The organism is Methanobrevibacter sp., from assembly GCF_017539065.1.
In the GTDB taxonomy this organism is placed as follows: Archaea; Methanobacteriota; Methanobacteria; order Methanobacteriales; family Methanobacteriaceae; genus Methanocatella.
In genome coordinates this window covers 16,602-36,172 of record NZ_JAFYHP010000026.1, presented here as the reverse complement: position 1 = coordinate 36,172, position 19,571 = coordinate 16,602, and the positions used below count along the sequence as shown (strand labels likewise).

Here is a 19,571-nt window from a genome sequence, read left to right as displayed (position 1 = left end):
AAAGAGGGATGTGTTTTTATGGCAAAATTAGGCATGGGGATGATGAGACTTCCATTATTGGATGAAAATGATTTTACAAATATAGATTATGAACAAGTCAATAAGATGGTAGATGCATATATGGATGCGGGATTCAATCATTTTGACACTGCATTCGTCTATCATGAAGGTATAGGGGAACAAACATTTAAAAAATGTGTCGTTGACAGATATCCGCGCGAATCATTTAAAATTTCAACTAAATTGCCATTATTCATCATCACTGAAGAATCACAATTGGAACCAATTTTCAACCAACAACTTGAAAATTGTGGTGTTGACTACATTGATTATTTCATGTTGCATAATGTTAGCGGATTCACAGAAAATGCATGGAAAAATGTAGACTTATTCTCATTCATTCAAAAGAAAAAAGAAGAGGGATACATTAAGCATATTGGAATATCCACTCATGGGAATTCTGAATTTTTAGAAGAAATTTTATTTGAACATCCTGAATTGGAATTTGTGTTGCTTCAAATTAATTATCTTGATTGGGAAGATGAAAATATTGAAGCTAAAAAATGTTGGGAAGTTGCAAGAAAATATAATAAATCCATAATGATTATGGAACCGTATAAAGGCGGATTTTTAGCCGACGTTCCAAAAGAAGCTGAGAAATTAATGAAAGAGTATAACCCTGACAGATCAATTGTTTCATGGGCAATGAGATTTGTAGCTAATCTTGATGACGTTTGTGTTGTTTTAACAGGCGCAAGTAACCTAGAACAACTTGAAAATAATATTGAAGAATTTAATAATGCCGATCCTTTAAATGATGAGGAATTAACTATTCTTGAAGAGGTTTCAGAGATTATCAACAATAATATCACTGTAAATTGTACAAAATGCCGATATTGCGTGGATTCATGTTCTGAAGAAATTGATATTGCCAGATTATTTGATTTATACAATAAACATAAGCTTTTGGATACTGATGAGTGGACACCCCATGGAAATGCTTATTTAAATTATTCAAAGCTTGATGGTGTGGGAATAGCTTCTGATTGTATTGAATGTGAAGTATGTATTGAGGAATGCCCGCAACAAATAAACATTCCTGAAGTTTTAAAAGATGTTGCTAAAACTTTTGAAACTGAAATTTATGGATTCACAGATTAGTCCGTGTTTTTTTTAATTTAAGTAAATTTAAATAATAATTATTAACATATTTATAAATAGTTAAATTATATTGAAGGTTTTAAATATGATACCTGGTATGAATAAAAAACAAATGAAGCAAATGGAAAGACAAATGAAGAAAATGGGTATGAAAATGGACGAACTTCAAGGAGTTCAAGAAGTCATTATCCGTTTTGAAGATAAAGAATTAATTATTGATAATCCTAATGTAAGTTTAATGAATATAATGGGGCAAGAAACATATCAAGTTGAAGGTAAAGCCCGTGAAGTAGAATTAGAATATGAAATTGAGATTCCTGATGAAGATGTCGAAATGGTAGCTAATAGTGCAGGTGTTAGTGCAGATAAAGCAAGAGAAGCACTTGAAGAATGTAAAGGAGATCTTGCAGAAGCTATCATGAAATTAAATCAATAGATAATATGACTTTAATTGCACACATTTCTGATTTGCATATATCAGAAGCCACATTTGATGAAGAGACATTTAAGCTTGCTGTAAGTGAAATAAATGATTTACAGCCGGATATGATTATTTTAACTGGAGATATTACAAACAATGGTTATTATAGGGAGTTTGAGCAATCCACTAAATATTTAGAAATGTTTGAAGCTCCATTGTTTGCAGTTCCAGGAAACCACGATGCCCGTAATTTAGGTTATCAAACATTCGAAGAGTTAATTGGCGAGAAAAGTTGGAAATTAACTATGGATGATGATTTTACTGTTATAGGGCTTGACAGCAGTTCTCCTGATCAAGATACAGGTCATGTTGGAAACCCTCAGCACATGTGGTTGGAACATCAATTAGACGAATGTGTCATTAATGAAAATTTTACAATTGTTGCTTTGCATCATCATATTGTTCCAATTCCTCAAACTGGACGTGAACGTAATGTTTTATCAGATGCGGGGGACATATTAAAAACCCTAACAACACATGAAGTGGATTTAGTTTTATCTGGACACAAACATGTTCCGAATATTTGGAAATTAAATGAGACTATAATTGTTAATGCCGGTTCAATAGCTTCTAATAAGCTTAGAGGTAAAAACAAAAATTCATATATTGTTTATGATATAACTGAAAACGAAATTGAAATTTATCTAAATGAAGTCAATGGTGAAAAATTCTTATTTGGAAAATATCCAAGAAATAAATTTTAAAATAGATTTAAATATTGAATAGAATATATATAATAAACTGAATTAATTTAAGGTGATATTATGAAAGTTGTTGTAGATGCTTCTAATGTAGCTTATCATGTTAAAAACGAAAATGGACAACCTCAATTGTCCAATATCCTTGCAGCTGTTAAAGCATTAGAAGAAAGTGAAGATGAATTTGTAATTATTGCCGATGCATCACTTCGTCATGATATTGATGATAAGGAAAACTTTTTGAAATTGTTGGAAAATGAGAATGTAGAAGAAGTTCCAGCGGGAAATGATGCAGATCATTTTATTTTAGATATTGCTACTCGTGAAAAAGCAAAAATCTTGTCAAATGATAAATTCAGAGATTATGCTGCTGAATTTAGAAATATATCTTCAATGAGAATACCATTCATTATTGATAGAGGAAGACTCACCTTCGGAAAACCAAAAAAACCTAAAAAAGATAAAAATATTCTTCAACACATTTGTGATGAAATTATTAAAGAATTAAACTTCAAAAAATGGGAAATTTATAAAGGCAAAGAAGGATTAGAAATTTCTCCATTAAATATTGCTAAACAAGCTATTATTCGTATTGATAATGAGAATAATGCAGAATCCAAACTGGAAAATATTTTTGCAAAAATACCAATGTTTAATAAGATTGTAGAAATGGTAGATGATGTAGAAATAGCCGCTCCATATGTGATTTTTGTATTGGTGCATCCTAAAGATTATAAAATTGCTGTAAAAAATGCAGGTAACATTTCTGTTACTGTTGCAGATAGATTAGGTCTTGAGAAAAAACCTTTAATTGCAGTACGTAATGATTTATTTACAAAACCAGGAACCTTTGAATTAAATATTTTGCTTGCAGATGAAGTTACAGAAACTGCTCCATATAATATTTTAGTGCGTGTAAGTGAGCATGATGAAGTATTCATTAAAAGAAATTCAAGAAATATTGCAAGCACTATTGCCGGAAGGCTTGGGTCCTGGAAATTCCCATTTGTATCCGTAAAACCAGACATGCTTTTAGAAAAACCAGGGGAATTTGAGATTGAATTAGAGAAGGGAGGGGGCTTAGATGGCTAATAGTCTAACTAAGTCTTTTATTAAGTTTACAACTAAGCTTAAACCCATTGCTGTTGGAACTAAATTTTTTCCAACAAACTCTTTAGAGACAGAGTATGTAGAATTATTCAATTACACTCAAACTATTCTCTTTGAAATTGAAAAAGCAGAAATAACTTCAGATACAATTTTAAAAAATCTAATCCGTGACGTGGGTGCAGAAAATCTCCCGAAAGATTATACTTTCCATGAACTAAAACCTGCGGAAAATAAAATAGAAGAATATGCTTTAGTAAGCAATATTATAATGGGTAGTGACCGTTATCTTTACCTAGAAATTCAGCATCCTTCCCGTTTGATTGATATATTTGTTAAAATCATTCAAAATGAAAAAGGGGAGATTGTGGAAAAAACAGCAACAGAACTTGTTGCAAAAATGTTAAGTAAGAATGATGCTATACGTGTCGCTATTGAATTAATCGGAATAGGTTTGTCTGAAGGAATGCAAGTCACATCTGCTGTTGGAATGACTGGTGCGGCTGCAATCGAACGGGCAATTCATTATACTCAAAATATAGGTAGTTTTCCAGGTATTTCATTCACTAAACTTGGTGGGGAATATGCATTAGTATTTGATTCACCATTTTTGCTTCAAGAATCAAGGCCTGTTGATTTAGAAAATTACTTATTCATTGATTTGATTGATTCTACTAAATTTATCAATAAAAACGGCAGAACTCAACTTGTTGATTTAATGACTGCAATCAAAAATTTCATTGAAACTGAGTGTGACGGCGAATTAGAAGGTTACAGAGAAGGTGGAGACGATTTTATTGCAAGATTCCCATCAAAAGACTTAGCAATTCGTGCAGGACTCGATGCTGCTTGGTTTGCATTGGACAATGGTGCAAAAATAAGAGCAGGTATTGGAAGAAGTAGGCGTGAAGCAGGTGAAAGAGCTCAAATAGTTGATGATTTAGAGTCTGCGGCTCCATTGTCATTAGTTGTTTTCGAATTAGCTAATGGATTATATGCTTATAATATTCCGTCTGAATTCACAAGGACATTGATTAACTTAGTTGAAAATGAAAAACCTAAATTAATTGGTGTGTTCATTTTTGTATTTTTATTTGCTTATTTAATGTCAATTTTAGGATTAGGAATATTCAGCTTCATTGGGGTAATTTTAGCTCTTGTATATGCATTAGTTTCTTAAAATAAATCAGAATAAAGATAATATGAGACGAAAAAAAGACGATAAACGAGTATTGCGACCTGGAAACGGTCAACAAAAAAATTCTAGAAGAAGAAGGAGAAGAAATAATACTCGTAAATTCGCCCAACCAAAAAGGCCCCCTATAAATAAGAGAAATAAACCAAAAAGAAAAGCTAATAAGTCTCTTGTTTTCATAATGATTATTGCATTAATTGCATTTGTTATTGGTGCCGGAATTGGCGTTTCATTAAGTTTGAGTGATGGTAGTGATGATGGACCCCATTATGAAAATGTTACCAAAGAAATGACCAGCAATGTAAACCAGACTGATGATGTTTATTTATTCGATGCCGATGTTGATCGTGTCGATTATAATGAAAATACGTCTACACTGACAGAGATAGAATATCAGACGGTTGAAGAATAATTTCTGTGATTTTTATGAATTATATTAAAGAACTTGATGGAGGATTTTCAGTAATTGAAAATCTAAAAGTATCCGGAGCTCGCGAAGGAAAATATGGTGTTAGCATTATTGTTTGTCCTAACAGTAGTGCTTCAGCGGTTTTCACTTCAAATAAAGTAGTTGCCGCTCCTGTTAAGTATACAAAAAATGTTTTAAAAAAAGGAATCGTTTCCGCAGTTTTTGTAAATAGCGGGAATGCTAATTGTTTTACTGGCCAACAAGGATTTAAAGATTGTGAAACCTTAGTGGAATTAGTATCCAATGATTTAAAATTGCCAAAGGATGAGATAGCTATTTCATCAACCGGAGTTATTGGTCGTGAAATGCCAATCGACATTATTTCCAAAGTTGCATTTGAATCTTTATCTAAATTGGGCAATAGTCCTGAAAATTCCCTTGCAGCTGCAAAGGCCATAATGACAACTGATACATTTCCAAAAGAATGTGCTGTTGAAGTTACATTAACTAATGGCGAGACTGTAAGAATTGCAGGAATCACTAAAGGTAGTGGAATGATTGCTCCTAATATGGGGACAATGTTGTCATTTATTGTAACTGATGCCATTATTCCATCAGATGAGATTAAAAAAGCATTAAAGGCATCTGCTGATATCAGTTTTAACATGATTGTCGTTGATGGGGATGAAAGTACAAATGATACATGTTTAATGATGGCAAATGGTGCCTCAGGGGTAAATGTCATAAAAGATGGTGAAATCGATTCAAACTTCCAAGATGCTTTAAATTATTTATGCATTGATTTGGCTAAGAAAATGGCCCGTGATGGTGAAGGTGCCACCAAATTTATTGAAGCAAATGTGTGTGGTGCAAAAAATGATGAAGATGCACGTCTTGCAGCAAAATCCATAATATCTTCAAGTTTATTTAAATCAGCAGTATTCGGAGGAGATCCTAATTGGGGAAGAATTGTCTCAGCAATAGGATACTCCGGATGTGATTTGAATCCGGATATTGTAACAATATCTATTGCAGATGATGTAGATGATGTTGATCTTGTTAAAAAAGGGGAAATTTTAGCATTTGAAGACACTCCTTATCTTGAAAGAGCTGAAAAGATTATGCAGTCAAAAAATATCTCAGTAAATATTGATATGTATTTAGGTGATGGCGAGGCTACTGCTTGGGGTTGTGATTTAACATATGATTATGTTAAAATTAATGCAGAATACACCACTTAAAGAAAAGCTTTAAATATCTTAAAAACAAATATTTTTTTGTTATAGATTTAATTCTAATTTTGTAATGATAAATTTTAAGGAGGGTAAGATATGGCAAAAGTTAAAGGAACTAACAGAAGAACTAGACAAAAAAGAAGTTATACTAAACCTGGTAGTAAAAGAGGAAGAGGAGTAAAACAAACCTGGAAAAAATAATCCTCTTATATCTTTTTTTTATTATTTTTAACTATTTTTAACTGTTATTTACTAATTTTCACATTGACAATAATTATATACTATTTTTTAAATATTATTATCATAGGTGATAATATGATGATGCCCGAAAACGGACACAGAGCTCATGGATTTTCTAGTGCATTTTTCCTTGATTCTGATGAAATTATAAAAGAGTTGGACTTAAAGGGAAATGAGACTTTTATGGATGCAGGTTGTGGTGATGGCCACATTGCAATAAAAGTAATTGAGGAATATCTTCCTGAAGGTCATGTTTATGCAGTAGACGTTTATGATGCTTCAATTGAAGATATGGAAACTTATAAGAAAGAAAATAATATTGAAAATTTGACAAACATTGAAGCTGACATTACTGAAGGGATTCCTGGAGTAGATGACGAATCGATTGATGTGGTGTTGCTTGTTAATGTTTTCCATGGTTTTAAAGCATCAAGAAAACTTGATGAAGCGGTTGATGAACTTGCCAGAATAATCAAAAAAGATGGAAAAATTGCCATTATGGATTACAAAGCGTGGGATGTTCCAAAAGGACCTCCAACCCAAATGAGATCTTCACCTGAAGATTTAGAAAAACTTTTTGCAAGCCATGGTCTTAAAATGACTTATTTAAATGAGGAAATTGGTGAAGATATTCCTGAAGGTAAATCTCACTATTTAATCATGTTTGAAAAAGAATAACTTTTTTTAATTGGGAGTTTTAAACTCTCTAAAACTTTTTTTTTTGAAAATTATTATATACTATTTTTTAAAGATTATAATCTAAGGTGTATAAAATGGAACATAAACATCATGGAAAATCAAGTGCAAAATTCCTTGATTCAGATGAAATATTATCTGAATTGAATCTTAACGGTAATGAGACTTTTTTGGATGCCGGATGCGGTGACGGTTATATTTCTAAAAAAGCTATTGAAAAATATCTCCCGGAAGGTAAGGTTTATGCAGTTGATTTATATTCAGAATCCATCATTGAGTTGAAAAGTTTTGTAGACGAGAATGATATTGATAATCTTATACCTGTTGAAGCAGATATTACTAAAACCATTCAGGGGGTTGATGATGAATCTGTGGATGTTGTTCTCATGCTCAATGTTTTCCACGGATTTAAGGAATCAGGTCAAAGGGAAGATGTTATCAACGAATTAAAAAGGATTATTAAATCAGATGGTAAAATAGCCATAATGGAATTCAAACCAATTGAAATGACATTCGGACCTCCAATTGATGTTAGAATTTCACACATTGAACTGGAAAAAATATTTAATGATTATGGTCTTAAAAAGACTTATTTAACAGTGGACATTGGTAGTGATATTGGTGAAACCAAGTCTCACTATTTAATTATATTTGAAAAGGAGTAATTTAGATGATTTTTGCAGCAATATTGGCAGGGGGAATTGGTTCAAGAATGGGAGGTACAGATACTCCTAAACAATTTTTAACCTTAGGCAACAAGCCTGTTATTGTCCATACAATCGAAAAATTCGTAATTAATGAAAATATCGATAAGATCATTGTTTTAACACCTAAAAATTTTATAACACATACTAATAAGTTAATTAATGACTACATTGGAGATAGTGAAAACATCATTGTTATTGAAGGTGGAGAAACTAGAAACGATACCTTAATGAACAGCATGAAATACATTGAAGAGAATTTTGGAATAGATGACGATTCCATAATCATCACACATGATTCAGTTCGTCCATTCGTCACCCATAGGATAATTAAAGACAATATTGATGCTGCAAGAAAATATGGGGCATGTGATACTGTTGTTCCGGCAACTGACACTATCGTTGAGAGCATAAACGGTGAAACTATACAAAGCATTCCAGTAAGGGATTATTATTACCAAGGCCAAACTCCACAGAGCTTCAATGTAAGGAAACTTTTCAATTTGATTAACAGTCTAACAGAAGAGGAAGCCAATATACTGACCGATGCATGCAAGATATTCACACTTAAGGATGAGGATGTTCATCTGGTTATGGGCGAGGTCACAAATATCAAAATTACATACCCTTATGATTTAAGATTAGCAAATACAATTCTTGAGGATTCAAATGATTAATATTGTATACAGACTTAAGGCCCCAAAATTCTTTGAGGAGGCAATAGATGAAATTGAACTTGACGGAGTGGTTGTAAGGCCGACATATCTTTCAATTTGCCAGGCGGATCAAAGATACTATCAGGGTTCCAGGCCTGCTGAAGTTTTAGAGGAAAAGCTGCCTATGGCATTGATCCATGAAGGAATAGGTGAGGTTGTCCATGATGCTTCAGGGGAATTCGGGCCGGGAGACATAGTAGTAATGATTCCAAATACTCCTCTGGGGGAAGATGTCTGCAGAGCCAATTATTCCTACAATTCAAAATTTAGAGGTAGTGGATTCGACGGATTCACCTCAGATTTGATTAAATTGGAATCCAGCCGTGTTGTCAGGCTTCCTGATGGATTTAATCCTGCTGTTTCAGCATTTATAGAATTGATTACTGTGGCTTATCAGGGAATAACTAAGTTTTCAGAACTTGCAATAACTCCAAAGGATACTTTGGGCGTTTGGGGAGATGGAAACTTAGGATTCATTACAGCACTGTTTCTAAAGGAGAGGTTTCCGGATTCAAAAGTAATTGTTTTTGGGAAACATCTTGAAAACTTGAACTTGTTTTCATTTGCAGACGGAAATTATCAAATACATAATGTCCCCGATGACCTGACAATAGACCATGCTTTCGAATGCGTAGGTTCCAGCGCTTCCCAGTCAGCTATTGAACAGATTATTGATTTAATCAATCCGCAAGGTGTAATAAGCTTATTTGGTGTAAGCGAATATCCGATACCAATCAATACAAGAATGGTTTTAGAGAAAGGATTGACTGTTCAGGGAAACAGCAGGTCCGAAAGGGAAGACTTTATTGGAGTCGTTGAAACCCTCAAACAAAACCCTCAGCTATTTGAGTATCTGGAAAAGCTAGTGACCAATGTTTGTGAAATAACCACTTTAAATGATTTGAAGGAAGCATTCGATATAGACAATAACTCAAACTTCGGTAAAACTATTTTAAAATGGAATAAATAATCAATAGAAGTATCTATTAATTATCTTCAAGTATTCCAATCTAAAGTAGTTCCTGTCCTTTCTATCGCACATTATTGGAAGCATTGCAAGAGCGTGCAAATCATCCCCATCAAGCATTTCCTTATTTTTAAGCTTATTTTTAATTCCATTAAGGATTATATGGCAGGGGTCTTCTTGTGAACATGCCAATTTTATTGTGAAGTCTGATTCTGATTTTATTGTACATTCCCTGACACTGACACTGATATTTTTAGGACATAGCAAGTAAACAGAGACGTGCTTTTGGTGCTTTTCATAAAGGTTTTCAGCAAATTCGATATACTTTGTAAGTTCTTCCTCATTAAAATCGTTTAGCTGCAGTTCAAAATCTATGAATTCTCCATCTTCGGTTGTGAAAATGTCTCCTCCGGGGTGAACATTTTCATCAAGCTTTCTTTCATCTTCAGGGGTTTCACATTTTATGGGGCGGTTGTCCTTGAACGTTTCTTTAATGATTTTAGCTCTTATATCAAAATCCTTTTTATTCATATTTTAACCTTCGTAATTTAATTTGCATTTTCTATATACATTCTTATCTTTTATAAATTGGTAAGTTGTAAAATAAATCAATTTTACGAAGTTAAAACAGTTTTTATAGATTGTTATTGTTTTTTCAATCCTCGAATTTTCATTCCATTAATTTTAATATTTATTATATTGAAATCTATTAGTGGTGATGATGTGGATTATGAGGCAATAATTCGTGAAAAATTCCCAACATGTGATGTCGAAGTCATGACTCCCGATGTTTTTGAAATGGAGCAGTTGATTGAATACATCACAGATGATATTGTAGTCTATAAGCCTCATTCAGTGATGGTGTACAGGCATCTTATAAGATTCTTAGTGAATGTTGGCGAAAGGGGAAAAATCTATTATCTGGAAGATTTCTCAGATGACGATTTAAAATTGGTTCATGAGGGTCTTTTGAAATTCACATGGAAAAGAGATGTAAAAATTAACTTGTTTAAAAATTCAAATCCTGATAAGGACATTTTAGGATTATAACAATTTTTTTTCGCTGAATTATTAAAAAATAAGCAAATATTTATATAAAAGAAATATAAACTTAATATTAATTATTATTTAATAGAGTGAATAATAATGTTTGGCATATTGCCTTAAAAATGATGGAGGGAAAGTATGATACCTATAATCTCAGCTATATTATCTTTCATTATCCCAGGATTAGGTCAAGCTATAAATGGTGATATTAAAAAAGGTATAATATTGTTCGTACTTGCGTTAATTATGGGAATTATTGCATCATGGATCTTTAGATCATGGGTTGTATACATAATTAATTTGTTTATTGCTATTTACGCTGCTTATGATGCATATATTACAGCAGACTAGAAGCAAGTGCAATTAAATAAACCTTATTATATTATAATAAGGTCTCTTTTCTTTTTTTTTTTTAAAACTGATAGAATTCATCACAGTTTTCACAATAATAATTGTATTCGCTTTCACAGCAGTTTCCAATTATCACAGTATTTTCCAAGGATTCTTCGGCGAGTTCATCACCAGGCTCTCCGTGAAATACTTTGACCAATTCTCTTTCACAATATGGACATTTCATGTTAATTAATATATTAATGATGAATTTTAAATATTAATATAGGTGTTAAAATGATGATTAATCTTGGCGCCGAATTCGGCACTCATTTGGAATCCAGCGAAGATGCAACTGAATTAATTGATATTTTAAATAAAATCCCTAAAGACGATTTTATAATCGATTTTAAGGAAGTAATGTTTGTTACAATGAATTTTGCACAGGCATACTATACTGCCAAATATGAATCAGATAAAAAGATTTCCGAAATCAACCTGTCTGATGAAGTAACTGTAGTCATGGGGGCTGCGGATGAGGCATGCAATCCCTAATCTTTTTTTATTTTTTTAAAACAAAAGTTGTACGAGTTTGAAATATTGTTTTTCGATTGTAAAATTGTTATTATTTACAACTGCTTATTTTATATGTCTTTTTGACTAAACTAATCTTGTTAACTGAAAAGTTGTTTAAATCCGGATTTTTTCACTTTCTGGTTAATTATTGAATGATTTAGGTGGTGTTATTATAACACTTAAAGACTTGTTTGATAATTATATGGAATTTGAAGAAATATTAAAAAGTGCACGTGATGGTGAAATTGATTTAACTGATGTAGAACTTAATCCAACAACATCCCTTCCATTGTTATGTGAGTTTAAAAAACAAAATTTTAATATCCCAAATAAGGGAAATGCTTTTGAAGTTTTAGAGGGCATGTTAAAATAGGACGTATTGTTTTCTAAATTACCAATATCTAGAATTAAAAGTGATGAAATCGATTTTATCACATGTTATATGGATAATTTGGATTCAGGTTATGGAGGTTATTTCTCTTTAAGACACATCGTATCAGAGTTAGCAAATAATGTCTATGATCATGCAAAAATTGAAAATAGGCCTCTGCAAAGTTATATCTATTCTAAATTATATTCGGAATATGAAAAATTGGAAGTTTCAGTTGTCGATGATGGGTTGTCTATTCCGGGGTTATTTGAGAAATCTAATGTTGATTTTGTTGATGATTGTCATTCACTAGAAATGGGTATTGGGACTTTTTCTACTGTTTCAGATACTTTTTATGAACGCGGAAATGGTTTGAGAACTATTGCGAGATTAATTGGAGAAGGTAATGGTGGTGAATTATTAATAATATCAAGAAAAGGTTCATTGCATATTTTAGGAGGCAATTACAATTATTATTTATTAGATGATGAACATATTATGGGACATTAGTAAGTGTTAGATTAAATAAGCATGAAATTCAAAATATCTATGAATTGCTGGAGCCTCAAAAATTAAATAATTACACGTATTTGGTGTAATGATGATTATAAAGCTTAAAGATGAGATAAATACTGCTTTGGATTTTAATAAATCTGCATCTGATTTATTTGATAAAATAAATCAAATGGATGAAAAGGAGTTTATAATGGATTTTGAGGGAATTTTTTATATTAGCATGAGTTTTGCACAAGCATATTATGCTTCAAAAAAGAGGTCTTCTAAAAAAGTAACTGAGATTAATCTTTCTGATGATGTCAAACCTATGATGGAAATGATTGAAAAGCAAATCATGTTTTAATCTTTTTTTGGTTATATTATTAAGCAAAGTATTAAATTAATTGAAATAGAAATACTATATTTGGAATAGTTATTATTTCAAATTTTTTCTTTCTTAAGGGGGAAGTTTAATCATAACATTTTGCAATATTGCAAATGAAGTATAAAAGGTGTTTAAGTGACTGAACAGAAATTAGAAGTATTTAATGTTTTAAATTTTTTGGATCATGGTTATGAACTTGAAGATATATTAAACGAAGGCCAATTCGGGACATTCGCATCAGCAGAAGAATGTATTAATTATCTGATTGATGAAGGATATCTTGAAGGGGATGTTGAAATAACAGCTGATGTTGAAATCACTGCTGAACACATCTCTAAAAATTATGTTGTTGCTGAATTGAAGGATATCCTAAGGGAAAACGGCCTGAAAGTGTCCGGTAAAAAACATGAATTGGTGGAAAGAGTCTTGCCATTATTAAAGGAAGCAAAGGATGCACGCAAGTTGGATGTGTCTGCTGATACCAACAAATCGTTTGCAAATTTGGAATTAACTCAAAAAGCAAAGGATTTCATAAAGGAAAATGAGTGGATGGACTTATACATGTTTGCTCTTGTAGCATTCAGATTTGAAGATTATGAAACCTATTACAATGCATCCGATGTTGGAAGTTTTGAAACAGCACTGAATTTCTGTGACGAAATCCTTTCAAGGTCATTGGTTTCAAATCACTTTTTAGTATTTATCGATGCACTGACCGCAAAGGCTCACGTATATGCATATGAAAAGGATTATGACTCATTCCTTGATTATGATTTGCAACGTTACATTTTAGGTTTGAATCCAATTGTCATGGATGCACAGACTTACGCCACCTATGAAATCATTAGTGAAGCGAATATCCTCAATATAAAAAATGTGACAGAAAAAGTTGATTTGGGAAGTCTTAAGAAAAGATTTGACAGAATCTGGAATAAATCTCATATTAAAAGCACTACTATACCTAAAAAGACTTGTTATAAAACATTACAAAAGGCAATCAATGGTGCAGATATTGAGGAGTTAAACTTTGAATTAAGAGAGAAATTCTTCAATAAGAAATTCGGAATCTAAAAATGAAATCTAAAGTTGCCGGAATCGTCTTCATAATTGGCAGTTTGTATTATATTATAGCTGAAGCTATTTCTGCAGCTTATTTCAATGATTCTATTTTTAACACTTATGTTTTTCACACCATATCCGAACTTGGAATTCCCCTTCTGAATTCGCCATTATTCTGGTTAATGAATTCTGCATTTATACTGATTGGTTTGGCACTAATATTTTCCAATTTCTACAGATTCAGGGATTTCATTGTAAAGAATAAGGCAATATTTTTCATTTTGACATTGGTAACAGGTTTGGGAGTCATCATAGTCGGTTTGATTCATGGAGGAAATCCTCTGACTTTGGGCTATCATGCATTGGGTGCCATAATGGCCATATTTGGAGGAAATGTCCTATTGGTATTCATTTCAAGATCAATGGGTGAATTTTCAGATTTTCAAAAGATTACCTTGTCGTTGGGAATCATCGGTTTGCTGGCATTTTGGATAATGTTTTTCAATATGGAAAGCATTTACATGCCTGTTTTTGAGAGGCTTTCAGTTTACCCGTTGGTCATCTGGAGTTTCTTGGCAGGACTATTTCTGGTAAAAAAATAAGACATGTTTTACTTGATTTCTCGTTTTATAATTCTCAATGTCGTTGGTCCATTTATCATTATATTGATCGTATATTTGATTATTTAACTTTTCATTTATAAATCAGGGTAATGTGTTGGACAGATGTAGATGAGAATAGTAAAAATTAGAAAAGTGGTGTTTTTAATTTTTTGAATCTTCTTTGTCTTTCTGTTTTTCTTTTAGGTTTTCAATTCCAATAATCATATTCTCACCTCCATATGTGATTATTTTCCTTATCATATATAAATATTTAGGCATACCTAAATTTTTTTAAAAAAGAATATTCCCTCATCCAAAGTCAATATCTAAAATTAGTTTTATCCTTTCAAATACTCTAGTGTGAGTTTGCACTCGCTCATGCATTTTGTACAGCCAAGCCCTGCCTTATACTGTCCAATAATGTATTCTCCACATGTTTCGATATCAATGATGTCTTCACGATTAAGCCGGTCATTCCATTTTAGAGGATTTATTGCATTTACAGGACAGGCATCCTGACAGTTGGTGCACTCGTCACATTGAGAATCGGTAATGGGTTCATCGAAATCCAGAGGCATATCAGTCAAAATGGCACCAAGAGCAACGGCAGAACCGTATTCTGGAGTTACAAATAATGCAGATCTTCCAATCCAACCGAGGCCTGATTTTGTAGCTATTGTTTTATATGGAAGAATGCTTAACAGCCTTTCCATATCGCATTCGTTTCTAGTCATTGTCAAGGCGAAAGCGTCATAACCGAGATTCTTGATATACTCTTCACCATCAAGGGCTATTTGAGTCAACTTATCGATTTGGGCATGAAAACATTTCCAGTATTCTTCATATTCCTCTTCTTTAACCAAATACATTGCTTCTTTGGGAATCTTTAAAACAAGACTTATTCCATTAGGCAAGTCAACAAATTCGCTGGCCAATCCCTTGACATCTGCAAAACCAACTTTGCTGGCTCCTAGCCCAATCAAATAATTTTTAACATCATTCATCTCAGACATAATAATGATTATATTTTAGAAATATTTAAAGATGATTTTTAACTTATACACTTATAAATAATTAAGTTAAATATTTAATGTAGTGATTAAATGAAAGATATAGATGTATTAATTGAAGCTTTACCATATATTAAAAAGTTTCATGATAAGAAGATTTTAATTAAGTATGGCGGACATGCAATGGTGGATGATGAAGCAAAGTCTTCTACAGCCCGAGATACTGTATTACTCAAATATGTTGGAATGCAACCATTGATTGTACATGGCGGAGGTCCAGATATCTCAAGATCCATGAATAAACTCGGAAAAGAACCAAAATTCATCCAAGGTTTAAGGGTGACTGATGAAGAGACCATGGAAATTATTGAAATGGTATTGGTTGGTAAAATAAGTAATGAAATTGTATCTGAACTCATTCAACATGACGGTAAAGCAATAAGTTTATCTGGAAAAGATTCCAGCTTAATTTTTGCACATAAAAAAGAGGCTAAAAAGATTGACGAAGAAATCATTGATTTAGGACTTGTTGGAGAAGTTGATTGTGTAAATACTGATTTACTTGATATGTTCTTGCAAAATGATTATATTCCAGTAATATCTCCGGTAGGTATTGCAAAAGATGGAACCAGCCTAAATTTAAATGCAGATACTGTTGCAGGGGAAGTTGCAAGTGCCGTTGGTGCTGAAAAGTTAATCATTCTAACCGATGTTCCAGGGGTTTTAAGAAATCCGGATGATCCTGATTCTCTTATTCAAAAAATCCGTGTTTGCGAGATTCCACAATTAATTGAAGATGGTGTTATTTCCGGAGGCATGATTCCAAAAATAGAAACCTGTGTAAAAGCTATTGAAGAGGGAGTTAAATCCTGCCACATCATCGATGGAAGGAAAAAACACTCTTTACTTTTAGAAATCTTTACAACTGATGGAATCGGAACCATGATTTTTAAATGATCATGGTTAACTCTACTTTTTTTTTTTTATTGTTTAAACATTATTCTCAATTCTCTTCTAAGAAGTTTCCATCCGTTTACTCTTGGAAGTTCATCAAGTTCAAAAATTCTTTTAGGAACTTTATATCGGGATAAGTTTTCACGAGCAAAATCAATTAATCCTTCATCGTCAGCTTCGTTTTCCCAAACAACTGCCGCAACTGGAATTTCTCCTCTATGACAGTCATTTATACTAAAAATAGCTATTTCTTTAACTTCAGGATATTTTATTAAGACTTCCTCTACTTCTGTAGGGTAGATTTTCCATCCGCTCATCACAATCATGTCTTTTTTACGGTCTGTGATAAATAAACGGTTATCTTCATCAAGATACCCAATATCTCCTGTTAAAAACCATCCGTCTTCTAAAAAGGTTGATTTGGTTTTTTCTTCATTTCCCCAATATCCTTTAGCAATAGCAGGACCTCTAAGTGCAATTTCACCTTGTTCATATTGAGGCAAACTCTTTGAGGAATCATCTTCATCAACGATTTTCACTTCTGAAAAACAAACAGGGTGCCCTACACTTTCAAATCTATCTGCTTCACGATAGTCTTCCGGTCTAATAACAGTGCCGGTTCCAATAACTATTGATTCAGATAATCCATATGCATTTATTATAGGTATTGCATAAGTTTCATGAAAATCCTTCCATATTTTTTTATGTAAGGGTCCTCCACCAGAAATGATTTCACGAACAGTTTTTAACTCTTCACGTTTATCCATTGTTGTTAATGAATGTATGACAGGGGGCATTCCGCTTAAAACAGTAACTTGTTCTTTTTGACATAAATCTAAGTATTCATCAAGGTTGAATTGTTCCATCATAATATAATAAGCAGCAGATCTTAGTGCAGAAATAGACCATGAAAGACCAACGTGGGCCATTGGATAAATTCCTAAATAAACATCATCTTGTTTCAAGGTTAGCACATCACATTCATTGTGAATTGCAGTGAAATAATTACCATGGGTCAGCATTGCTCCTTTTGGTTTACCGGTTGTACCGGAGGTGTATTGTAATTGGCATAAATCGTCCCAATCAGTGTTTTCAGCTTCTAAAACTTCACAATCTTTAAATTTTGAAACGTCTTTTGGAATATAAGTTTCTATGCCAATTAAATCTTTTGCATCTTCATCAGTAATCATCAGTTTAGCATTTGAATCACTTATTATGTATTCAAGTTCATTTGTTGTGAAAATTCTATTGCCGGGAATCGCTATTGCGCCAATTCTCCAAATTGCAAAGAGTGAAAATAAATATTCTTCGGAGTTGTTTAAATAGATTAATACTCGGTCTCCTTTATTAATTCCCAAATCTTTCAAAGTACGTCCAATTTCAGAAACAATTGATAAAATTTCACCAGAATTATATTTATGTCCTGTTGTTGGATTGTATAAAACATTTTTATCTAATCTTTTTGAATTCGCATCTAAAAAAGTAGTAATATTCAACATTAAATTAACTCCTTAACAATAGCTTTTGTAACATCCATTGTACAAGCATCCCCTCCCAAATCAGGGGTTCTTATTTTACAGTCAGCTATTACTTTTTCAACAGCATTTCTAATATTATTTGAGATTTCCCATTCTCCCAAATAATCAAGCATCATTGCCGCGGATAGTATCATGGAACATGGATTTGCTATATTTTTACCTGCAATATCAGGTGCTGAACCATGGACTGGTTCAAATAGTCCGTTGTGATCGCCGATATTTCCAGACGGCGCCAGACCCAATCCTCCAACAAGCCCTGCACTTTCATCAGATAATATATCGCCAAATAGGTTAGTTGAAACAATTACCTCGAAATTTTGAGGTTGTGTAATTAGATACATTGCCATAGCATCAACGTAATAATCCTCAGTTTTAATTTGAGGGTAATCTTTAGATACATTATAAAAAGACTCTTTAAAAATACCGTCGGTCTTTTTTAAGACATTACTTTTGTGAACACATGTGACTTTATTTTGCCCTCTTTTAATGCACAGGTTAAATGCCGCTTTTGAAATTCTCTCAGAAGCGTGCCTTGTAACATGTCTTTCAGCAATCATCCTGTCTTCGTCAAGATATTCAATTTGGGAATACAATCCTTCGGTATTTTCTCTAACAATTACAAAGTCAATATCATCACGCAAGCAGTTAACTCCTTTATATGATTTTATAGGCCTTATATTTGCATAAACATTTAATGCTTTTCTTAAATCTATAATTGGGCTAGGTTCTCCGGGGGTTGATGTTGATGCTCCGAATAATACCGCATCGCTATTGTTGGCTATTTTTATTGTTTCTTCAGGCAATGTTGTACCATTTTTATTGAAACACTCAAAACCTGCTTCTCCATATTGGAAACTAAAATCTACGTCGATTTTATCAAGTAAATACTCGCAAGCAGACATTACCTCCTGACCTATTCCGTCTCCACCAATCACTGCAATGTTATACATTATTTCACTTAAAACAATTTTGTTCGTATATTAATAATATTTAAGTCATATTATATAATTGTAATTTTGTTCGTATGTTATCGAAATACTTTTATATTATACTAAATATAAATGATATTAATTACATAGTAAAAAGTAGTTGAACACCTTAATCAAAGGACTGATGAAAATGGAAAGAAGTATTGATGAGTTAATAGAATTATTAAACGATAAAGATGACTTTGTTGTTGAAGATGCTGTTGGAGAATTGGAATTAAGAGGTAATGAAGCACTTGATGCTTTGATTGATGGCCTATCAAGCAGAAAAAAAGGAATCAGATTACATTCTGCCACTTTATTAGGTGCTATTAATGATCCTAAAGCAATTCCTGCCTTAGTTGAAACATTACACGATAATAACAAGTTAGTTAGAAGAGAAGCATCAACCGCACTTTCACGTATGGGCCAACCTGCTGTTGATCCTTTAATTGAAACATTATCTGATGAAGATTGGAGAGTAAGAGGTGCAGCTGCATGGGCGCTTGGTAATATTGGCGATGAAAAAGCTGTTCCTGCACTTGAAGAATTACTTGATGATGAAAGTGGTTTCGTAAAACAAGGCGCACAAAGTGCAATAAGTTCAATTAAGAAATAATTATTATTTCTT

General features: G+C 32.6%; 26 protein-coding genes. 21 read left to right on the top strand and 5 right to left on the bottom strand.

Annotation, left to right across the window (positions count from 1 at the left end; translation table 11 throughout):
- The first annotated feature begins 18 nt into the window (after positions 1-18).
- The 11 genes from IKS50_RS06855 to IKS50_RS06805 all read left to right on the top strand — a co-directional run bounded on the left by IKS50_RS06855 (position 19) and on the right by IKS50_RS06805 (position 9,612).
- Entirely contained in the window at positions 19-1,161 is a 1,143-nt protein-coding gene (locus IKS50_RS06855) for an aldo/keto reductase (RefSeq protein WP_292847419.1), read from the top strand.
- 85 nt (positions 1,162-1,246) lie between these two features.
- Complete coding sequence (locus IKS50_RS06850) at positions 1,247-1,597, top strand: nascent polypeptide-associated complex protein (RefSeq protein ID WP_292847417.1); 351 nt, start codon at positions 1,247-1,249, stop codon at positions 1,595-1,597.
- Between the two features lie 5 nt (positions 1,598-1,602).
- Positions 1,603-2,346 carry a metallophosphoesterase gene (locus tag IKS50_RS06845; RefSeq protein WP_292847414.1) on the top strand — a complete coding sequence of 248 codons (744 nt, stop codon included), beginning with the start codon at positions 1,603-1,605 and terminating at the stop codon, positions 2,344-2,346.
- A gap of 60 nt (positions 2,347-2,406) precedes the next feature.
- Complete coding sequence (locus tag IKS50_RS06840) at positions 2,407-3,432, top strand: Zc3h12a-like ribonuclease (RefSeq protein ID WP_292847411.1); 1,026 nt, start codon at positions 2,407-2,409, stop codon at positions 3,430-3,432.
- On the top strand, positions 3,425-4,627 hold the full coding sequence (locus IKS50_RS06835; protein WP_292847408.1) for a hypothetical protein: 1,203 nt from the start codon (positions 3,425-3,427) through the stop codon (positions 4,625-4,627). The genes IKS50_RS06840 and IKS50_RS06835 overlap by 8 nt, the downstream gene beginning before the upstream one ends.
- A gap of 22 nt (positions 4,628-4,649) precedes the next feature.
- Positions 4,650-5,054, top strand: a complete 405-nt coding sequence (locus IKS50_RS06830; RefSeq protein ID WP_292847405.1) for a hypothetical protein — start codon at positions 4,650-4,652, stop codon at positions 5,052-5,054.
- A 14-nt stretch (positions 5,055-5,068) separates the two neighbouring features.
- A complete protein-coding gene (gene argJ, locus IKS50_RS06825) occupies positions 5,069-6,292 on the top strand; it encodes a bifunctional ornithine acetyltransferase/N-acetylglutamate synthase (protein WP_292847402.1) in 1,224 nt (407 codons plus the stop codon).
- Positions 6,293-6,601: 309 nt separating this feature from the next.
- Entirely contained in the window at positions 6,602-7,204 is a 603-nt protein-coding gene (locus tag IKS50_RS06820; protein WP_292847399.1) for a class I SAM-dependent methyltransferase, read from the top strand.
- 95 nt (positions 7,205-7,299) lie between these two features.
- Complete coding sequence (locus IKS50_RS06815) at positions 7,300-7,887, top strand: class I SAM-dependent methyltransferase (RefSeq protein ID WP_292847396.1); 588 nt, start codon at positions 7,300-7,302, stop codon at positions 7,885-7,887.
- Positions 7,888-7,892: 5 nt separating this feature from the next.
- On the top strand, positions 7,893-8,603 hold the full coding sequence (locus IKS50_RS06810; RefSeq protein ID WP_292847393.1) for a 2-C-methyl-D-erythritol 4-phosphate cytidylyltransferase: 711 nt from the start codon (positions 7,893-7,895) through the stop codon (positions 8,601-8,603).
- Positions 8,596-9,612 (top strand): alcohol dehydrogenase catalytic domain-containing protein, encoded by a 1,017-nt coding sequence (locus IKS50_RS06805; RefSeq protein WP_292847390.1) that lies wholly within the window; start codon positions 8,596-8,598, stop codon positions 9,610-9,612. Before IKS50_RS06810 ends, IKS50_RS06805 begins: the two co-directional genes overlap by 8 nt.
- On the opposite strand, the gene IKS50_RS06800 is transcribed toward IKS50_RS06805, so the two are convergent.
- Positions 9,613-10,140, bottom strand: a complete 528-nt coding sequence (locus IKS50_RS06800) for a hypothetical protein (RefSeq protein WP_292847387.1) — start codon at positions 10,138-10,140, stop codon at positions 9,613-9,615. It abuts the gene before it with no gap.
- 168 nt (positions 10,141-10,308) lie between these two features.
- On the opposite strand from IKS50_RS06800, the gene IKS50_RS06795 reads away from it, so the two are divergent.
- Both IKS50_RS06795 and IKS50_RS06790 read left to right on the top strand, forming a co-directional pair.
- Complete coding sequence (locus IKS50_RS06795) at positions 10,309-10,659, top strand: hypothetical protein (RefSeq protein WP_292847384.1); 351 nt, start codon at positions 10,309-10,311, stop codon at positions 10,657-10,659.
- Positions 10,660-10,794: 135 nt separating this feature from the next.
- On the top strand, positions 10,795-11,007 hold the full coding sequence (locus IKS50_RS06790) for a hypothetical protein (RefSeq protein ID WP_292847381.1): 213 nt from the start codon (positions 10,795-10,797) through the stop codon (positions 11,005-11,007).
- 61 nt (positions 11,008-11,068) lie between these two features.
- On the opposite strand, the gene IKS50_RS06785 is transcribed toward IKS50_RS06790, so the two are convergent.
- Positions 11,069-11,233, bottom strand: coding sequence for a hypothetical protein (locus IKS50_RS06785; protein ID WP_292847378.1), 165 nt, complete (start codon positions 11,231-11,233; stop codon positions 11,069-11,071).
- A gap of 50 nt (positions 11,234-11,283) precedes the next feature.
- On the opposite strand from IKS50_RS06785, the gene IKS50_RS06780 reads away from it, so the two are divergent.
- From IKS50_RS06780 to IKS50_RS06755, 6 genes are all read left to right on the top strand, one after another.
- Entirely contained in the window at positions 11,284-11,541 is a 258-nt protein-coding gene (locus IKS50_RS06780) for a hypothetical protein (protein ID WP_292847375.1), read from the top strand.
- Positions 11,542-11,710: 169 nt separating this feature from the next.
- Positions 11,711-11,935 carry a hypothetical protein gene (locus IKS50_RS06775; protein ID WP_292847373.1) on the top strand — a complete coding sequence of 75 codons (225 nt, stop codon included), beginning with the start codon at positions 11,711-11,713 and terminating at the stop codon, positions 11,933-11,935.
- 6 nt (positions 11,936-11,941) lie between these two features.
- Positions 11,942-12,442, top strand: a complete 501-nt coding sequence (locus IKS50_RS06770) for a hypothetical protein (RefSeq protein WP_292847370.1) — start codon at positions 11,942-11,944, stop codon at positions 12,440-12,442.
- Positions 12,443-12,533: 91 nt separating this feature from the next.
- Positions 12,534-12,791 (top strand): hypothetical protein, encoded by a 258-nt coding sequence (locus IKS50_RS06765; RefSeq protein ID WP_292847367.1) that lies wholly within the window; start codon positions 12,534-12,536, stop codon positions 12,789-12,791.
- Positions 12,792-12,947: 156 nt separating this feature from the next.
- Positions 12,948-13,883 (top strand): SAP domain-containing protein, encoded by a 936-nt coding sequence (locus tag IKS50_RS06760; RefSeq protein ID WP_292847364.1) that lies wholly within the window; start codon positions 12,948-12,950, stop codon positions 13,881-13,883.
- Between the two features lie 2 nt (positions 13,884-13,885).
- The gene (locus tag IKS50_RS06755; RefSeq protein ID WP_292847361.1) at positions 13,886-14,473 is read left to right on the top strand and encodes a DUF998 domain-containing protein; all 588 of its coding nucleotides are present in this window, start codon (positions 13,886-13,888) and stop codon (positions 14,471-14,473) included.
- Positions 14,474-14,811: 338 nt separating this feature from the next.
- Here IKS50_RS06755 and IKS50_RS06750 read toward each other — a convergent pair whose 3' ends face one another.
- Entirely contained in the window at positions 14,812-15,486 is a 675-nt protein-coding gene (locus tag IKS50_RS06750; protein ID WP_292847358.1) for a reductive dehalogenase domain-containing protein, read from the bottom strand.
- A gap of 90 nt (positions 15,487-15,576) precedes the next feature.
- Between IKS50_RS06750 and argB the strand changes: the two genes are divergently transcribed.
- The gene (argB, locus tag IKS50_RS06745) at positions 15,577-16,440 is read left to right on the top strand and encodes an acetylglutamate kinase (protein WP_292847355.1); all 864 of its coding nucleotides are present in this window, start codon (positions 15,577-15,579) and stop codon (positions 16,438-16,440) included.
- Between the two features lie 26 nt (positions 16,441-16,466).
- Here the strand turns inward: argB and IKS50_RS06740 are convergent, their stop codons facing one another.
- Positions 16,467-17,936, bottom strand: a complete 1,470-nt coding sequence (locus IKS50_RS06740; protein WP_292847352.1) for a class I adenylate-forming enzyme family protein — start codon at positions 17,934-17,936, stop codon at positions 16,467-16,469.
- The gene (gene aksF, locus IKS50_RS06735; RefSeq protein WP_292847348.1) at positions 17,936-18,925 is read right to left on the bottom strand and encodes a homoisocitrate dehydrogenase; all 990 of its coding nucleotides are present in this window, start codon (positions 18,923-18,925) and stop codon (positions 17,936-17,938) included. The genes IKS50_RS06740 and aksF overlap by 1 nt, the downstream gene beginning before the upstream one ends.
- A 169-nt stretch (positions 18,926-19,094) precedes the next feature.
- Between aksF and IKS50_RS06730 the strand changes: the two genes are divergently transcribed.
- Positions 19,095-19,559, top strand: coding sequence for a HEAT repeat domain-containing protein (locus IKS50_RS06730; protein ID WP_292847345.1), 465 nt, complete (start codon positions 19,095-19,097; stop codon positions 19,557-19,559).
- The last annotated feature ends 12 nt before the right edge of the window (positions 19,560-19,571 follow it).

What these genes read in the sequence shown, in the direction of transcription:
- IKS50_RS06845 (WP_292847414.1), top strand. Translation starts at nt 1,603, where the DNA reads ATGACTTTAATTGCACACATTTCTGATTTGCATATATCAGAAGCCACA.
- IKS50_RS06850 (WP_292847417.1), top strand. Translation starts at nt 1,247, where the DNA reads ATGATACCTGGTATGAATAAAAAACAAATGAAGCAAATGGAAAGACAA.
- IKS50_RS06755 (WP_292847361.1), top strand. Translation starts at nt 13,886, where the DNA reads ATGAAATCTAAAGTTGCCGGAATCGTCTTCATAATTGGCAGTTTGTAT.
- IKS50_RS06765 (WP_292847367.1), top strand. Translation starts at nt 12,534, where the DNA reads ATGATTATAAAGCTTAAAGATGAGATAAATACTGCTTTGGATTTTAAT.
- IKS50_RS06840 (WP_292847411.1), top strand. Translation starts at nt 2,407, where the DNA reads ATGAAAGTTGTTGTAGATGCTTCTAATGTAGCTTATCATGTTAAAAAC.
- IKS50_RS06830 (WP_292847405.1), top strand. Translation starts at nt 4,650, where the DNA reads ATGAGACGAAAAAAAGACGATAAACGAGTATTGCGACCTGGAAACGGT.
- IKS50_RS06815 (WP_292847396.1), top strand. Translation starts at nt 7,300, where the DNA reads ATGGAACATAAACATCATGGAAAATCAAGTGCAAAATTCCTTGATTCA.
- IKS50_RS06780 (WP_292847375.1), top strand. Translation starts at nt 11,284, where the DNA reads ATGATGATTAATCTTGGCGCCGAATTCGGCACTCATTTGGAATCCAGC.
- IKS50_RS06790 (WP_292847381.1), top strand. Translation starts at nt 10,795, where the DNA reads ATGATACCTATAATCTCAGCTATATTATCTTTCATTATCCCAGGATTA.
- IKS50_RS06740 (WP_292847352.1), bottom strand. Translation starts at nt 17,936, where the DNA reads ATGTTGAATATTACTACTTTTTTAGATGCGAATTCAAAAAGATTAGAT.
- IKS50_RS06785 (WP_292847378.1), bottom strand. Translation starts at nt 11,233, where the DNA reads ATGAAATGTCCATATTGTGAAAGAGAATTGGTCAAAGTATTTCACGGA.
- IKS50_RS06855 (WP_292847419.1), top strand. Translation starts at nt 19, where the DNA reads ATGGCAAAATTAGGCATGGGGATGATGAGACTTCCATTATTGGATGAA.
- IKS50_RS06800 (WP_292847387.1), bottom strand. Translation starts at nt 10,140, where the DNA reads ATGAATAAAAAGGATTTTGATATAAGAGCTAAAATCATTAAAGAAACG.
- argJ (WP_292847402.1), top strand. Translation starts at nt 5,069, where the DNA reads ATGAATTATATTAAAGAACTTGATGGAGGATTTTCAGTAATTGAAAAT.
- argB (WP_292847355.1), top strand. Translation starts at nt 15,577, where the DNA reads ATGAAAGATATAGATGTATTAATTGAAGCTTTACCATATATTAAAAAG.
- IKS50_RS06730 (WP_292847345.1), top strand. Translation starts at nt 19,095, where the DNA reads ATGGAAAGAAGTATTGATGAGTTAATAGAATTATTAAACGATAAAGAT.
- aksF (WP_292847348.1), bottom strand. Translation starts at nt 18,925, where the DNA reads ATGTATAACATTGCAGTGATTGGTGGAGACGGAATAGGTCAGGAGGTA.
- IKS50_RS06810 (WP_292847393.1), top strand. Translation starts at nt 7,893, where the DNA reads ATGATTTTTGCAGCAATATTGGCAGGGGGAATTGGTTCAAGAATGGGA.
- IKS50_RS06820 (WP_292847399.1), top strand. Translation starts at nt 6,602, where the DNA reads ATGATGATGCCCGAAAACGGACACAGAGCTCATGGATTTTCTAGTGCA.
- IKS50_RS06805 (WP_292847390.1), top strand. Translation starts at nt 8,596, where the DNA reads ATGATTAATATTGTATACAGACTTAAGGCCCCAAAATTCTTTGAGGAG.
- IKS50_RS06835 (WP_292847408.1), top strand. Translation starts at nt 3,425, where the DNA reads ATGGCTAATAGTCTAACTAAGTCTTTTATTAAGTTTACAACTAAGCTT.
- IKS50_RS06750 (WP_292847358.1), bottom strand. Translation starts at nt 15,486, where the DNA reads ATGTCTGAGATGAATGATGTTAAAAATTATTTGATTGGGCTAGGAGCC.